12 protein-coding genes are annotated in these 12,904 nt (G+C 70.3%); 4 read left to right on the forward strand and 8 right to left on the reverse strand.

Annotation, left to right across the window (positions count from 1 at the left end; translation table 11 throughout):
- Positions 1-160 precede the first annotated feature (160 nt).
- Positions 161-952, forward strand: a complete 792-nt coding sequence (locus tag RHOSA_RS22625) for an FAD-binding oxidoreductase (RefSeq protein WP_051432155.1) — start codon at positions 161-163, stop codon at positions 950-952.
- Between the two features lie 58 nt (positions 953-1,010).
- On the opposite strand, the gene RHOSA_RS22630 is transcribed toward RHOSA_RS22625, so the two are convergent.
- Together RHOSA_RS22630 and cobA are read right to left on the reverse strand one after the other, a co-directional pair.
- Positions 1,011-2,438 (reverse strand): cobyrinic acid a,c-diamide synthase CobB, encoded by a 1,428-nt coding sequence (locus RHOSA_RS22630; protein ID WP_244880645.1) that lies wholly within the window; start codon positions 2,436-2,438, stop codon positions 1,011-1,013.
- A gap of 8 nt (positions 2,439-2,446) precedes the next feature.
- Complete coding sequence (gene cobA, locus RHOSA_RS0113995; RefSeq protein WP_027289157.1) at positions 2,447-3,286, reverse strand: uroporphyrinogen-III C-methyltransferase; 840 nt, start codon at positions 3,284-3,286, stop codon at positions 2,447-2,449.
- Positions 3,287-3,387: 101 nt separating this feature from the next.
- On the opposite strand from cobA, the gene RHOSA_RS0114000 reads away from it, so the two are divergent.
- Positions 3,388-4,488, forward strand: coding sequence for a cobalt-precorrin-5B (C(1))-methyltransferase (locus tag RHOSA_RS0114000; protein WP_027289158.1), 1,101 nt, complete (start codon positions 3,388-3,390; stop codon positions 4,486-4,488).
- On the forward strand, positions 4,478-5,245 hold the full coding sequence (locus RHOSA_RS0114005; protein ID WP_027289159.1) for a cobalt-precorrin-6A reductase: 768 nt from the start codon (positions 4,478-4,480) through the stop codon (positions 5,243-5,245). The genes RHOSA_RS0114000 and RHOSA_RS0114005 overlap by 11 nt, the downstream gene beginning before the upstream one ends.
- A gap of 52 nt (positions 5,246-5,297) precedes the next feature.
- Here RHOSA_RS0114005 and cobM read toward each other — a convergent pair whose 3' ends face one another.
- From cobM to RHOSA_RS22635, 6 genes are all read right to left on the reverse strand, one after another.
- Positions 5,298-6,065, reverse strand: coding sequence for a precorrin-4 C(11)-methyltransferase (gene cobM, locus RHOSA_RS0114010; RefSeq protein ID WP_027289160.1), 768 nt, complete (start codon positions 6,063-6,065; stop codon positions 5,298-5,300).
- Positions 6,062-7,891 carry a precorrin-3B C(17)-methyltransferase gene (gene cobJ / locus RHOSA_RS0114015; protein WP_244880647.1) on the reverse strand — a complete coding sequence of 610 codons (1,830 nt, stop codon included), beginning with the start codon at positions 7,889-7,891 and terminating at the stop codon, positions 6,062-6,064. Before cobJ ends, cobM begins: the two co-directional genes overlap by 4 nt.
- Positions 7,884-8,591, reverse strand: coding sequence for a precorrin-2 C(20)-methyltransferase (locus tag RHOSA_RS0114020; RefSeq protein ID WP_027289162.1), 708 nt, complete (start codon positions 8,589-8,591; stop codon positions 7,884-7,886). Before RHOSA_RS0114020 ends, cobJ begins: the two co-directional genes overlap by 8 nt.
- A gap of 64 nt (positions 8,592-8,655) precedes the next feature.
- Positions 8,656-9,873 (reverse strand): bifunctional cobalt-precorrin-7 (C(5))-methyltransferase/cobalt-precorrin-6B (C(15))-methyltransferase, encoded by a 1,218-nt coding sequence (locus tag RHOSA_RS0114025; RefSeq protein WP_027289163.1) that lies wholly within the window; start codon positions 9,871-9,873, stop codon positions 8,656-8,658.
- The gene (locus RHOSA_RS0114030) at positions 9,870-10,496 is read right to left on the reverse strand and encodes a precorrin-8X methylmutase (protein WP_027289164.1); all 627 of its coding nucleotides are present in this window, start codon (positions 10,494-10,496) and stop codon (positions 9,870-9,872) included. The genes RHOSA_RS0114025 and RHOSA_RS0114030 overlap by 4 nt, the downstream gene beginning before the upstream one ends.
- A gap of 43 nt (positions 10,497-10,539) precedes the next feature.
- Positions 10,540-11,790, reverse strand: a complete 1,251-nt coding sequence (locus RHOSA_RS22635; RefSeq protein ID WP_081728733.1) for a sirohydrochlorin chelatase — start codon at positions 11,788-11,790, stop codon at positions 10,540-10,542.
- A gap of 101 nt (positions 11,791-11,891) precedes the next feature.
- Between RHOSA_RS22635 and cbiB the strand changes: the two genes are divergently transcribed.
- The gene (gene cbiB, locus RHOSA_RS0114040) at positions 11,892-12,881 is read left to right on the forward strand and encodes an adenosylcobinamide-phosphate synthase CbiB (protein ID WP_027289165.1); all 990 of its coding nucleotides are present in this window, start codon (positions 11,892-11,894) and stop codon (positions 12,879-12,881) included.
- The last annotated feature ends 23 nt before the right edge of the window (positions 12,882-12,904 follow it).

Consider the following 12,904-nt stretch of genomic DNA (forward strand, 5'->3'; position numbering starts at 1 on the left):
CCGGCGACCAACGACACACATGCGCCGCCCTGCATACTGCTGCCGGGCGGCGTTTTCTCGTTCGGCCCCCGTTGTTCCTGTCAGCCCATGGTCGGCGAACGTCCCGTAACCTACCTTCGTCACATTCATTCAACAACTGGCGACCACTGCCCTGCCCAACATGACGCAACGCGACCCCGCCGTCCGCGACACCAAGCTCGATGCCAGCGCCCCGGATTTCCCGGTTCGCGAGGCGACCTGCCGCGTGCACGCAGTGGAAGCCGCAACCCACGACACCCGTATCGTCCGGCTGCGCGTGGAAGACGGCGGGCCATTCGACTATGCCGCAGGACAGTACGCGCGTGTTGCCTTTCCGGGCTTCGATCCGCGCGACTATTCGATCGCCAGCCGCCCCGGCGACCGCGATCTGGTTTTCCACATCCGCAACATCGGCGGCGGCCCCAGCCACTACGTTGCGACCCAGCTCAACAAGAACGAACGCGTCACGGTGCGCGGGCCGTTCGGCCATACCTACCTGCGCAGCCATCGCCCGGACCCGATCGTCGCAATCGGCGGCGGTTCCGGTTTGGGCCAGATGGCAGCGATTGTGGAAGAGGCGCTGGCCTACGGCCATGACGCGCCGGTGCATCTCTATTTCGGTGCCCGCGCGGAGCGCGACGTCTACCTGGAAGAACGGATGGGCTTGCTGGTCGACCAGTACCCGAATTTCCGCTTCGTCCCCGTCCTCTCCGAACCGGAGGCCGGGACCGAGCGGCGCATCGCTCTGGTCACCGACGCCCTCATCGCCGATGCGCCCGACCTCGCGGGCGCCGTCAGCTATCTTGCCGGCCCGCCACCGATGGTCGAAGCCGCCACCAAGGCCCTGACCGACCTCGGCGTTGCTCCCGAGGACATTCACGCCGACGCCTTCATCTCCGAAGCCCAACGCAAACTGCGCGACGGCGAGATTTAGAGCAGCCGGACCAGCGGCCCCAAACACAGAAATGTCGTGTGCGGCAGTCTCGGGCCGGTCATTCTACCTGCCGGTGACCGCCCCCTCCCTTTTCCGCAACCGGAGCGGTGCTGCCGACTTCGGCAGTCTGCGGCGCAGCAGTATCCTGTCCAGAGCTGTCATGCGCGCGGTCGATCAGGTGCAGGAACGACCCCATCACCTGGCCAGCGACCAAGCCGGTCGCCCCGCGGTCGCGGCCCGAGGCGTCGCCAACCCTGGCAAGCGGTCTGCCCGTCTCATGCCGCGTGCGGGCATAATGGAACTCGTGCCCGCGCACGCGCGTGCCAGCGGGACCGAACGGCGTCTCCACCATCAGCTTTACCGTGCGGTAGCCGAGGTGCAGGCGCGGCTCGGCGAAGCTGGTCTCGACGTCCAGCAGCCCGGCCATCGCGTGCGCCGTCCCGTCCGCGTCAATGAGATGGCGGCCCAGCGCCATGTATCCACCGCACTCCCCAAACACCCAGGCCCCGCGCCGAGCCGCTTCGCGCAGGCCATTCAGAAACCTTTGGGCGCCGGCCAATCGGTCCGCGTAGAGCTCCGGATACCCGCCCGGTAGGTAAACCGCATCCGCTTGTCGATCCGGCGCCGCGTCCGCCAGCGGGGAAAAGGGCACGACCTCGGCCCCGGCGTCCCGCCACCCCTGCAGCACCCCGTCGTAGGCGAACGCGAACGCCGCATCGCGTGCGACCGCGATTCGCTGGCCGAGTGGTGGCAGCGGCGGTCCTGCCTGACCGGGCGCGAGCTCGGTCGGCCGGGCCATCGCGATCAAAGCGTCCAAATCCACCGATGGCGCCAGCCAGTCGGCAGCCGACTCGATCCGGGCTTCCAGATCGCCGTGCTCGCCCGCCTGAACCAGGCCCAGGTGGCGGGACGGCATCTCCAACCGGTCATCCCGCGGCAAGCAGCCCAGGCACGCGACACCGGCCCGGGCGGCCGCCTCGCGCAACAGAGCGGCGTGTCCTTCCCCGCCGACACGGTTGAAGATCACGCCCGCCACGTCGACACCGGGATCGTGGCGCGCGAAGCCTTCGAGCAGTGCAGCGGCGGAGGCGGCCATGCCCTTGGCATCGACCACCAGAACCACCGGCCAACCAGTCAGACGCGCGGCTTCCGCGGTCGACCCGGCGCCGCCGGCCGCGCCGTCGAACAGGCCCATCACCCCCTCGCCCACCAGCACCTCGGCATCCCGCGACAGCCGGCGCAACACCTCTGCCCGCGTTGCCGCGCGCATCGCCCAACCATCGAAGTTCAGGCAGGGCCGGCCACTCGCCGCCGTATGAAACGCGGGGTCGATATAGTCAGGACCGACTTTGAGGGAAGCAACGCGCGTACCGCGACGCTTCAGGGCACGCAACAGGGCCAGAGTCGCCAGGGTCTTGCCGCTCCCGGACGCCGGTGCGGCGATCAGCAGGCCCGGCGGCGTTTCATCCACAGGCGGAGACGCCACGGCACGCGTCACCCGGTCTCCCACTTACTGCGGGTTCCCAGCGGGTCGCCTTCCAGCACCCGACCGGCCATCGCGCCCAGCCAGTCGAGTCCGGCGCGCAGGCGCACCACCTCGCCGAACACGACCACCGCAGGCGGTTGCAGGCCGCTTTCCTGCACGTCCGCGTGAGCGCGCGCGACCGTCGTCTCCAAGACCTGCTGGCTGCTGGTACTTGCCTGACAGATCACCGCGACCGGCTCGTCCGGCCGACGCCCGCCCTCTAGGAGACGCGTGGTGATCTGGTGTAGGTGTTTCATCGCCATGTAGGCCACGATCACCGGGGAGGACTTGGCCAGCGCGTGCCAATCGATGCCGTCCGGTACCTCACCGGTCGTGCCGTGGCCGGTCACGAAGGTGACAGCGGAATTGGTCTCCCGATGCGTGACCGGGATACCGGCATAGGCCAACCCGCCGATCCCGGCCGAGATGCCAGGGACGATCCGGAATTGGATGCCGGCCTGAACCAGGCTCAGCGCTTCTTCCCCGCCGCGGCCGAACACGAACGGGTCACCGCCCTTGAGCCGCAGCACGCGCTTGTTCTCGCGCGCCAGCTGAACCAGCCGGTAGGAGATGTCGACCTGCTTGGCCGACGGCCGCCCGCCGCGCTTGCCCGCATACTCAAGCACGGTGTGCGCGCCGGCCATGTCCAGGATTCTCTGATCGACCAGCGCATCGTAGATCACGTGGTCGGCCTGCTGCAGGGCGCCGTAACCCGCCAGCGTCATCAGTGCGGCATCGCCCGGCCCGGAGCCGACCAGCCACACCCACCCCGGCTGCATCTGCGGCAAATCGATCGGAAGTCCATGCATGGTCCGCACTGTAACCGCGGCTGTAGACCAGGGCTAGGGGCTACGTCACAAGCTCTGATCGTAGCTTGGTGACACGCCCTGAGACCGCTAAGTTCTGCGCCATGGCACGCAAACCGGACGGGGAGCTGAGACGGGGCTGGACCACGGGCGCCTGCGCGACCGCGGCGACAAAAGCTGCCTATAGCGCGCTCCTGACCGGCAACTTCCCCGACCCGGTCACGATCCACCTGCCCAAGGGCCAGGAACCGGCCTTCGCGCTCGCCATCCACAGCCTGGAGGCGGACAGCGCCACCGCCGGCGTGATCAAGGACGCGGGCGACGACCCGGACGTCACCCACGGCTGCCTAGTACGCGTCACCGTCACCCGCGGCGCCCCCGGCAGCGGCGTCGTCTTCGTCGCCGGCGAGGGCGTCGGCACCGTGACCCGCAGCGGCCTGCAGATTCCCCCCGGCGAGGCGGCGGTGAACCCGGTGCCCCGACAGCTGATGACCGATCACGTGGCTGAAGTTGCGCAGGCCCATGGCGACGCCGGCGACGTCCGGCTGGAAATCGCCATTCCCGGCGGCACGGAGATCGCCAAGGAGACGCTGAACGGGCGACTGGGGATTCTCGGCGGGCTGTCGGTGCTCGGCACGACGGGGGTGGTAATCCCCTACTCCTGCGCCTCCTGGATTCACTCGATCCACCGCGGCATCGACGTCGCGCGCGAGGCCGGCATGACCCACGTCGCGGGCGCCACCGGCTCGACCAGTGAGGCGGCGGTCAAGGCGCTCTACGGCCTGGACGAGATCGCGCTTTTGGACATGGGCGATTTCGCCGGCGGCTTGCTGAAATACCTGCGCGAGCATCCGGTGGCGAAGCTGTCGATCGCCGGCGGCTTCGGCAAGCTGGCCAAGCTGGCGCAGGGCCACCTCGATCTGCATTCGGGCAAGAGCCGGGTCGATACCGGCTTCCTGGCCGAAGTGCTGGGCGAGATGGGCGCCGGCGCGGAGGTAGTCGCACAGGCGCGCGGCTGCGAGACAGGCGCCCAGGTGCTCGCCGTGGCACGGGCCTACGACCTGCCGCTGGCGGACCTGATTGCGGCGCGCGCGGCCGCGGTGGCGCAGGAGACGGCGGGCGACCGGGTCAAGGTCGAGGTCCTGATCTTCGACCGAGAGGGCACCCAACTCGGCTCGAGCGAGGCGGTGTCGCTTGGCGCTTGAGACGGCCACCCCCACGCACCTATTGATCCTGGGCGGCACGGCGGAAGCCGCGGCGCTCGCCCGGCGGCTGGATGGCGTCCCGGGCCTGCAGGTAACCAGTTCCCTCGCCGGGCGCACCACGGGCGGGCGCGACCTGCCGGGAAGCCTGCGGGTTGGCGGCTTCGGCGGGGTTGACGGCCTGGCCGCCTACCTGGCGACCGCCGAGATCGATCTGCTGGTCGACGCCACCCACCCGTTCGCCGCCGAGATCACACGCAACGCCGCCGCGGCCTGCGCGGCCGCCGGGGTGGCGCGCCTGCGCCTGCAACGCCCGGCCTGGCAGCCGATGACGGGCGACCGCTGGGAGTACGTGGACGCCCCCGCCACAGCCGCGCCGGCGCTTGGACGTCATGGCGCCAACGTCTTCCTCGCCACGGGCCGCAGCGACCTCGCCGCCTTTTCGCACCTCGGCGACAAGCACTTCCTGGTCCGACTGGTGGAGTCCCCCCAAGCGCCGCTGGAACTTGCGCACGCCACCCTGGTGACCGGCCGTGGCCCGTTCCGGGAGGCCGAGGACCGCGCCCTGCTGCAAAAGCACGCCATCGACGTCGTCGTCACCAAGAACAGCGGCGGCGACGGCGCCTACGCCAAGCTCGCCGCCGCGCGGGCACTCGGGCTGCCGGTGGTGATGATCGACCGACCGCCGGAACCGGAAGGGGAAACGGTTGCGAGCGTGAACGACGCAAGAGACTGGGTACTGGCCCGGATCGGGCGGTGAGATCGGGACGCGGGGGCAAGGGCCATGCCGGAGCTCCCCTAAACGCGTCCCTCTACCCGCTTTTGCGCTTCGGCCGCAGCAGGTGGACGCTGTCGGGATCGTACAGATGGCTGTCGGCGAAGTCGTTGTCGCCCAGCACCCGGCCAACCATCACCAGTGCGGTCCGGGTGATCTTGGCGGCGCGCGCCTTCTCGCGAATATCGGACAGGGTGCCGCGAATGACCTGCTCGTCCGGCCAGGAAGCGCGGTAGATCACCGCCGCCGGGCAGTCGGCGCCGTAGTAAGGGGTCAACGCCTCCTCGACGTAGCGCAGGTTGCGCACCGACAGATGGATCGCCAGCGTGGCACCGCTCTGCCCCAGCGTTTCCAGCTCTTCGCCACTCGGCATCTGCGAGGATTTCATCGCCGTGCGGGTCAGGATCACCGTCTGCGAAACGTCGGGTAGCGTCAGCTCCTTGCCGAGCGACGCGGCGGCGGCGGTGTAGGCTGGCACGCCGGGGACGATCTCGTAAGGAATGCCGGCCGCCTCCAGCCGACGGATCTGCTCGGCGATCGCGCCGTAGAGCGAGGGATCGCCGGAGTGCACGCGCGCGACGTCCTTGCCGTCGGCGTGCGCGGCCTCGATCTCCGCCATGATCTCGTTCAGGTGCATGGACGCGGTGTCGAGCACGTGCGCGCCATCGGGCGCGCAGGCGATCACCTCTTCCGGGACCAGGGAGCCGGCGTAGAGGCACACCGGGCACTGCTCGATGCGGCGCTGGCCGCGCACGGTGATCAGGTCCGGGGCGCCCGGTCCGGCGCCGATGAAATACACGGTCACGCAGCGTCTCCCGACTCGCTCTTGATGTGCTTCGCGGCATAGCCGCGGGGTGTATAGACCCACTGCCCGCCCTCGCCGCGCGGGATCGCGCGACTGGTCGATGCGCCGATCAAGAGCACGGTCAGCATGTCGATCTTGGCCGGGTCCAACTCGGCCAGCGTGGTCACGCGCACCTGTTCTTCCGGCCGACCAAGCTGGCGAGCGATCACCACCGGGGTATCGCCTGGGCGGTGCGCCGACAGGATCGCCTGCGCCTCGCCCAACTGCCAGGTGCGTCGGCGCGAAACCGGGTTATAGAGCGCGACCACGAAATCGCCTTCCGCCGCCGCCTTGAGCCGGCGCTGGATCTGGTCCCACGGGGTCAGCAGGTCGGACAGGGAGACGGTGCAGAAGTCGTGGCCGATCGGCGCGCCGATCCGCGCGGCCGCCGCCTGCAGGGCCGAGATGCCCGGGACCACGCGCACCGCCACGCGGTTCCAGTCGGCGCGGTTTTCCCGCTCCAGCAGCTCGAACAGCGGGCTCGCCATCGCATAGACGCCGGGATCGCCGGAGCAGATCAGCGCCACGTCCCTGCCCTGCGCCGCCAGGTCGAGCGCGTGCGCCGCCCGCGCCTCCTCCTCGCCGAGCTGGAAGTCGTGGCGCGTCTTACCGCCCGCCCGATCACCCAGCAAGTCGAGGTAGAGACTGTAGCCGACCAAGTCGCTCGCCCGGTCGACCGCGTGCGCGGCCTCCGCCGTGCCCATCAGCGGGTCGCCGGGGCCGAGGCCGACCAGCGTCATCGAGCCGCGCGGACGCCCGATCCGGGCGGCGTCGAGCGGCGACGGCGCCCGGGCGATGGCGCAGGTGGCGCGCCGGCTCTTGCGCTTGGCGACCAACAACCGGCCGTCCGCGCCGGCGGCGGCCAGCGCCGCCCCTTCCGCCACGCCGTGGCAGCCGACCTCGCGATAGACCGCTTCCGACGGGGTCGCCAGCCGGGGCGTCTCGGCCTCCAGTGTCGCGGCGTCGAAGAAGCGCGCGGGGACGGCCAGCGCGGTCGCGGTGGCGTGCACCGCCGGCTCGTCCATCTTGAGGTCGACCGACACCACGGCCGCCACGGCGGTGTCCGCCAGACCGGCTTCGGTCAGGGTCGCGCGCACCAGCTCGGTCAGCTCATCGGGATCGCAGCCGCGCTCGCAGCCCACGCCGACCGTCAGCACGCGCGGGTGATAGACCAGCGTCTGTGGATCATCGCCGGGCGTCTCGATACTCGCCCGCAAATGCCAGGGCGCGTCGTCCGCCTGCGGCAGCGCCTGCAGCCAGTCCAGCTCGGGATCGATGCGGACGCGATCGCCCGCCAGCAGGCCGGCGGCGACGTCCTTGGCCCGCGCCGGGTTGGCGAGCGTCCAGTCCGCCGGTGGCTCGTCCAGCGCGATGCCGAATGCGAGGTCGCTTGCCGTCGTCACCGCCGGCAGACTCTCCAGCGAGTCCGCGATCTGCCGCGCGAGCGCATTGGCGCCGCGATGGCCGCCCAACAGCGGCACGACGCTGGCGCCGTCCTCCCCGACCGCCAGCACTGGCGGCTCGGTACGCTTGTCGCCCAGCACGGGACCCAGAGCACGCACCAGGATGCCGGCGGCACAGACGCCGACGACCGGCCGGCCAGCGGCGAACAGCGCGCGCAGGGTGGCGACCGTATCGGTGAAGGTCCGGTCCGCATCGTCCGCCCGGCCGGCGCGGCCCAGCACCTCCGCCGCTGGCAGGCCCTCCGCGATCCAACGGGCGGTGGCGAGGCCCCGGCGGGTCAGGGCCAGGATCGCGGGGCGGCTTTCACTCAACGGTTCAGACACGCCAAGCCTCCCCACGCGCGTGCAGCAGGATCATCGAGAAGTAGGGCACCGCGCTCTCGTCCACCTGGTCGAGCGGCAGGATGCGCTGCGCCTGCATCGTCGCGCGCTCGACGTAGCGGGCATGCGGGGTCAGGCCGAGTTCGTCCAGCACCTGGCGCACCTTGGCGAAATGCCGGCCCAGCTTGATCACCGCCGCGGCGTCGGTGCGGCCAAGCTGACGCTTCAACTCCTCGACCTCCAAGGGCGCGGGGATCACCGACAGCACGTCGTTGCGCGCGGCCAAGGGCGCGCCGAGCACCGCCGAACAGGCGGTCAGCGACGAGACACCCGGCACCACCTCCACCGGATGACGCTCCGCCATCCGGCCGAACAGGTACATGAACGAGCCGTAGAAGAAGGGGTCACCCTCGCACAGCACCGCGACCGTCCGACCCGCCTCCAGGTACTCCGACAGCTCGCCCGCCGCCTGATCGTAGATCTCCTGCGCGGGAAAGCGCGCGACCGTGATCGGCATGCGGATCGGAACTTCGGTCTGCCCGCCCGGCAGATGCGGGGCGACCAGCTTGCGCGCCAGGCTCTCGCCCTCCTCGGGCGCGGGATAGGCGACCACGTCCGCCGCGCGCAGCAGGCGGTAGGCCTTGAGGGTGATCAGGTCGGGGTCCCCGGGACCGATCCCGAGGCCGACCAGGCGGCCGGTCATGTGCGTGCGTTCTCCAGAGTTGCTCGTTCGTGTCGAAGGGGCCGAACCGGGATCGCGGCGTCCCTCACGCCCACGGCTTGACCGCCTTGAGTTGCGTCACCGCCATTAGCGGGCGCCAGCCGTGGTGGGGGCCGATCGGCTCGGCGCGGGAGATTTGCAGGCGGGTCAGCTCGCCGCCGTGCTCGCCGTGCCAGGCGACGAGCGCCGCCTCCCCCGCCAGCGTCACCGCGTTGGCGACCAGACGGCCGCCCGGCTTCAACGCCTGCCAGCAGGCCGGCAGGATGTCCCCGCTGTGCACCCCACCGCCGACGAACACCGCGTCCGGCGCGTCGAGACCGGCGAGTTCCTCGGGCGCGCGGCCGGCGACGATCTGCAAGCCCGGCACGCCCAGCGCCAGCGCGTTGTCCGCGATCATGCCGACGCGCTCGGTCTTCGGCTCGACCGCCACGGCCGTCGCCCCACGCGCCGCGCGCATCCATTCGATGCCGACCGAACCACAGCCCGCGCCGACGTCCCAGAGGTGCTGCTCCGGCCCCGGCTGCAGCGCGGCCAGCGTGGCCGCGCGGACCTCCCGCTTGGTCAGTTGACCGTCGTGGCTATAGGCGTCGTCAGGCAGGCCGGGCACGGTGCTCAGCACCTGCGCGTCCGCACCGGGCCGGCAGTGCACCGCGAGCACGTTGAGGTCGGCGAGATCGCCCGGGTCCCAGCTTTCGGCCGTGCCGGCGACGATCCGCTCACGCGGGCCGCCCAGATGTTCCATCACCGCCAGTTTGGACGGGCCGAAGCCGCGCCGGCTCAGGATCTCCGCCACCTGCCCCGGCGTCTCTTGCCCTGCGCTCAAAACCAGCAGACGCGCGCCTGGCTGAATGAAGGTCTGGATCAGCGCCGGCGGCCGACCGTGCAGGGTGAGCGTATCGACATCCGCTTCCGACCAGCCAAGCCGCGCGCAGGCCAGGTCGAAGGCGCTGGCGTTGGGGCGCACCCGCACCCGCTCGGCGCCGAAGCGCCGGACCAGCATGTTGGCGACCCCGTACCACAGCGGGTTGCCGGTGGCGAGCACGACCACCGTCCCTTCCGCGCTGCGCCGGTCGAGCGTCTCGAACGCCTCGGCGAGCGGCTTGGGCCAGGCCAGCCGCTCTGCGCCCGTGTCCGGGACCAGTTCCAAGTGCCGGTCGCCGCCGACCAGCAGGTCGGCCCCCTCGACGAGCTGGCGCGCGGCCGGGGACAGGCCGTCCCAGCCGTCTTCGCCGATCCCGACCACCTCGATCAGGTGTTCGTTCATGACAGGCTCTCCGAAGCGAGCGCGTTGACGGCCGCGGCGGCGAGCGCGGACCCGCCCTTGCGGCCCTGCAGCGCCAGGTAGGGCACGCCGTGAGCGCCGCTGGCGAGCGCCTCCTTGCTCTCCGCAGCGCCGACGAAGCCGACCGGAAAGCCCAGGATCGCCGCCGGCTTCGGCCCGCCGTCTTGCAGCAACTCCAAGAGGTGGAACAGCGCGGTCGGCGCATTGCCGACCGCCACCACCGCGCCCGCCAGCCGGTCCCGCCACAGCTCGACCGCGGCGGCCGAGCGGGTGGTCTCCAGCTCGCGTGCCAATGCGGGTACGCGCGCATCCTGCAAGGTGCAGATCACCGCGTTGTCGGCCGGCAGGCGGCTGCGGATCACGCCTTCCGCGACCATTCGGCAGTCCGCCAGCACCGGTGCGCCGTCCGCAAGCGCCTGCCGGGCGCTTGCCGCCAGGTCGTCCGACCAGACGAGGTCGTCCAGCACCTCCGGCATGCCGCAGGCGTGCACCAGCCGCAGGGCTACGGATTCCAGCCCTGCTGGCACGCGCGACAGATCGCTCGCCGCGCGCACCTGGCGGAAGGACTCGGCATAGATCGCCTTGGGATCGCGGAGGTAGTCCACGTGAGGTCTCGTCGGATTGCAGAGGAAGAGCGCGCTGCGAGCCTCAGCTCTGGCGGGTACCGGGCTCGTCCGGGGTGCCGCCGGCCCGCGGACCGGTGCGTTCGGAGAAGGTGGCGTGGGTGGAATCCACCTGTAGACCCTTCACCGCCTGCGGACCCAGCGGGTGGTCCTTCTGCGGGTAGGGATGATGGTGGTGATCGTGGCCGTGGCCATGACCGTGTCCATGGCTGTGCCCGTGGCCATGACTATGCGCATGACCATGGCCGGCGTGTGCCTCGGCATGCGCGTGGGCATGGCTGTGCGTCGCCTCGCCGTGGGCGTGTTCATGGTGATGATGATGGTCATGATCGTGGCCATGCCCGTGATCATGGCTGTGCCCGTGATCGTGACCATGGTCGTGTCCGTTGCTGGCCGCCTCGCCGGTGCCGATGCCCTCGACATGGTGGTGGTGGCTTTCCTGCGGCAGGCCGACCTCGTCCTCGAAGCCGAGGATGGTGTCGCGGTACTTGCACAGCTTGCAGTTCATGTCGTTGCCGCCGGTCAGCATCTCCTGCACCCGGTCGGCGAAAGCGTCGAGCACCAGCGGATGGTCGGCCAGATAGGGCGCCTTGATCACCTCGATCTCCGGGTGCTGCTCGGCGACCAAGTCGGCATGGGCGTAGATCCGGCGCACCAGCACGCCTGTGAACAGGAAGTAAGGGAAAACCACGATCCGCTTGAAGCCGAGCTTGGCGGCGTGCTCCATCCCGACCTTCACGCCCGGGAAGGTGACGCCGGAGTAGGACACCTCGCCCCAGCCGAAGCCCAGGCCTTCCCAGACCAGGCGCATGCACTTGGCGACGTTGGCGTTGGCGTCCGGGTCGCTGGCGCCCCGGCCGACGAACATCAGCAGGGTCTGCTGCCGTTCCTCGCGGGAGAGGTGGCCGATCACCTCCTCGATCCGTTCGCCGCTGGCGCGGATCAGCTTGGGATCGACGCCCAGATCGCGGGCGTAGGTGATCTTCATCTCCGGATGGCGCGCCTCGTAGGTCGAGAGCACGCTCGGGATATCGTTCTTGGCGTGGCCGGCGGCGAACAGCATGCCCGGCACCGCCAGCACGTGCTTGGCGCCGCGCTGGCGCAGCTTGTCGAGTCCGTCGTTGATCACGGGGTTGGCGAATTCCAGGAATCCGCTTTCGATGTCGTACTCCGGCATGCGGGCGTGAATACCCTGCCAGACCGACTGGAACTCCCGAATCGCGGCCTCGTCCCGGCTGCCGTGGCCGCAGACCATGATCGCCGTCTGCTCGTTCATCGCTTTATTTCCTCCTCCAAATTTGCGCGGGACCCTAGCCTGCGGGCCATGGATCGCGCAAAGCGGTTGATCGTCGGCGTGGGCCTGCTAAGCCTCCCGCCATGTTGATTCCCTGGCTCTCCGGCCATCCCGGCCCATTCGCCCTGTTCACCGTGCTGCTGCTCGCCTTCGCGCTGGACGCCGCGGTCGGCGACCCCGCCTGGCTGTACAAGCGCGTCTGGCACCCGGTCGTGGTGGTCGGCAAGGCAATCGGCTGGGCGGAAGCGCGGCTGAACCGCGCAGCCGACCCGCCGCGCAGCCGCCGGCTGAAGGGTGGCCTGCTGTCGCTGTTCGTGATCCTGGTCTGCGCACTCGTCGGTTTCGCACTGACGCGTCTGCTGACCTTCCCGTTCGGCTGGGTCGCGGAAGCCGCGATCGCGTCCAGCCTGCTCGCCTTCCGCGGGCTTTACGAGGCGGTCAAAACCGTCACGGTCGAACTGGACAAGGGTCTGGCCCAGGGCCGGGGCGCGGTCGCCGATATCGTCGGCCGCAACCCGAACACGCTCGACGAACATGGCGTCGCCCGCGCCGCCGCGGAGAGTGCCGCCGAAAACTTCTCCGACGGCGTCGTGGCGCCGATTGGCTGGTTCGCCCTGTTCGGCCTGCCGGGCCTGTTCGCCTACAAGGCGATCAACACGCTGGACTCGATGATCGGCCATAAAAACGAACGCTACACCGACTTCGGCCGCTGGGCCGCGCGGATCGACGACGCGGCGAACTGGCCGTTCGCCCGCCTGTCGGTGCTGGTGATCGCGCTCGCCTCGGTGTTCATCGGTGGCTCCAAGCCGTGGCGCGCGCTCACGGTCGCCTGGCGCGACGCGCCAAAGCACCGCTCGCCCAACGCCGGCTGGCCGGAAGCCGCGCTCGCCGGCACCCTCGGCCTGGCGCTGGCGGGCCCGCGGATGTACGGCCGCGAAAAGGTCGACGACGCCTGGATGGGCGACGGCCGCGCCGAGCTTACGGTGCGCGATCTGAAGCAGGTGCTGGACCTCTATGTCGCCAGCGGCGTGGTGATCGCCGGTCTGATCGGCGCAGGGGCGTTCTTCTTGTAGGCGGCAACCGTGGGGCGTGTCGA

Origin of the sequence: Rhodovibrio salinarum DSM 9154, assembly GCF_000515255.1 — a bacterium.
GTDB classification, from domain to species: domain Bacteria; phylum Pseudomonadota; class Alphaproteobacteria; order Kiloniellales; family Rhodovibrionaceae; genus Rhodovibrio; species Rhodovibrio salinarum.